The organism is Bradyrhizobium jicamae (assembly GCF_001440395.1).
Lineage (GTDB): Bacteria > Pseudomonadota > Alphaproteobacteria > Rhizobiales > Xanthobacteraceae > Bradyrhizobium > Bradyrhizobium jicamae.
Window position 1 is genome coordinate 1 of sequence record NZ_LLXZ01000085.1, and the last position, 1,975, is coordinate 1,975.

General features: G+C 61.1%; 1 protein-coding gene and 3 pseudogenes. All 4 read right to left on the bottom strand.

Annotated elements, in window-relative coordinates:
- Nucleotides 1-88 precede the first annotated feature (88 nt).
- Nucleotides 89-285, bottom strand: a pseudogene (locus CQ12_RS42185) (IS5/IS1182 family transposase); the annotation flags it as partial.
- A 117-nt stretch (nucleotides 286-402) separates the two neighbouring features.
- A pseudogene (locus CQ12_RS47670) lies at nucleotides 403-534 on the bottom strand (helix-turn-helix domain-containing protein); the annotation flags it as partial.
- Nucleotides 535-1,620 carry a cache domain-containing protein gene (locus CQ12_RS13600; protein WP_157088193.1) on the bottom strand — a complete coding sequence of 362 codons (1,086 nt, stop codon included), beginning with the start codon at nucleotides 1,618-1,620 and terminating at the stop codon, nucleotides 535-537.
- 9 nt (nucleotides 1,621-1,629) lie between these two features.
- Nucleotides 1,630-1,975: pseudogene (locus tag CQ12_RS13605) on the bottom strand (Curdlan synthase); the annotation flags it as partial.

Below are 1,975 nucleotides of genomic sequence, written 5' to 3' on the forward strand. Positions count from 1 at the left end.
GCTGTTACACAGCACTCGTCTTAACCTGACAAGGCGGCCGTCACCGGAGGGAGACGCTAATTTTGACGTCAGCCGCGATCACGCGATGCTAAGAAGCCGGCTTGAGCTGGAGTGGAGAGGCGAGCGCTCCCCACAGCAAACTTAGGACCAACCCAGAAGTTGTGGCGGACAGCTGAGAGGACGACGTTGGCGACGTAACTCGCTCGCCCTTTGAGGTAACCGCGGCTGAGGTGATTTTCGGCCTTCGTGCCCGATGATGGGCTCGATGGCCGAGCGGAGGCGCAGAACGTACAAGGTCTTCAGCCTCCGCACTCTGGATAAGGCAAGCGCTCCATCTGGGCTGACAGTTGGGCTCGCACTGGTATTCATGGTCGGCTCCTTGAGAGTTGAACAATCGACCTCAAACACCGCGGCCACCGCCGTCAGGGATTCGACGCTTGCCGATTGTCCACGCTCTATCCGTTGAATAGTGCGCACGGTCAAGCCGCTCGGTTGGGCCAATTGCGCTTCTCCACTCTTTCTCTGGCGCGCCACTTACGGCTGGAAACGGCCCAAAAGCTTCGACTGCATGTGGGCGAGCGCGTCACTCAGCCTTGCCGCTTCTTCGAATCGGGTTTCCTGGTGCGGCGGGCGCGAGCCAGGATCGACCACGATGGCCTCGGCGGATTCCGAGAGTCGGCGCAGCGGCGTCCTGAGCCATTGAGCGGCGCACAGGAGCAGCAACAGAGCGACGACGGCGCCGGCGCCGAGAATGAACCAGAACGCACGGATCAGCTCTCGGGTTGATGCCATAGCGTCGTCGGCGTTCTGTCGGACCAGAAGAGACCAGCCGAAGCTCGGAAGGTCTGCAAAACCAACGCTCGGAACGATCACTGTGAAATAGTCCTTTCCGTCGGACCATCGCTCCCTGGAGAACGCGCTCGTGACGCGGCTGGCCGCAAACGCTGAGCCGACGCTTAGCCGCTTGTTGACGACATCGGTCGGGCCAAACAGGACAATTCGGTCCCGCGACAGCAGCAGCACATCGATTCCAGGCGCCTGCAACGCGGCCATGCCCTCCTCCACCCATTTCCAGTTGACGTGCGCTCCGATCACGCCGGCGACGGAACCATCATGCCGCAAGGGTGCGGCCAGATCGACGAAGCGATAGGGTTCAGCGGATACAGGCAAGAGGCTTGCCAGGAGTTGGGCCTCGTGGACATCGACTGCAGTTGGCGCATCAAGGCCACGCCTGAACCATGGCCTCTGCGCAACACTCGCGCCTTCGAGCATCCCGTCCCTGGCCGCCAGTACCTTGCCCTCAAGATTGGCTATGCCGAGCCAGGAGTACCGGCCATCCAGACGGCTTAGGAATTTAATTTGCTCACGGGCATTTGCCAGATCGGTGGGGTCGATCAGGTCGGCCATACGTGCCACGTCCATCCAAACCCCATAGAGGCGTCGCGCCAGCAGGTACGCGCTCAGTTCGCCGCGGGTCGCCAACTTCTCGACCTGCAATTCCTCGCCGCGCCGCTCCAACGCCGCGGTGTACAGTGTCGCGGTCACCATGGCCGGCACCAGCATCAACGTTGCGCCGCCAAAGAACACAAGCGTGCGCAAACTCAGTCGTCTTTTCGCCATCACGCCTCCTCAATGAGTTAGAGCCCGAGCCAATTCGCGGATAATGCGAACGATGTCCCCGCGATCGGATCCCGGAAGAGCTCGGGCGGTGTGGAGCTTTTCGATAATTTGGGCCCGCTGCTTAATGCTCGGCGAAAACTTTAACCGGTAGCCGTCACGAGTTGGCGCAAGAACACGCGCCTCGAGGTCGCCAATACCTGGGATCGTCAAATTGCCTGTCGTCCCGATGGAAAGGCCGAATGGTCCGCTGATGCGAGCGCCTTCCGGCCCGAGATTCACGAGCCAGCCTCGGTGCCGATCGTCTCCGATCTTCAGCGTGATCGGTTCAAGCACCTGGCGCTGCGGTCGATTATAT

Excerpts from the sequence above, each read along its gene's own strand:
- CQ12_RS13600 (WP_157088193.1), bottom strand. The coding sequence starts at position 1,620 with ATGGCGAAAAGACGACTGAGTTTGCGCACGCTTGTGTTCTTTGGCGGC.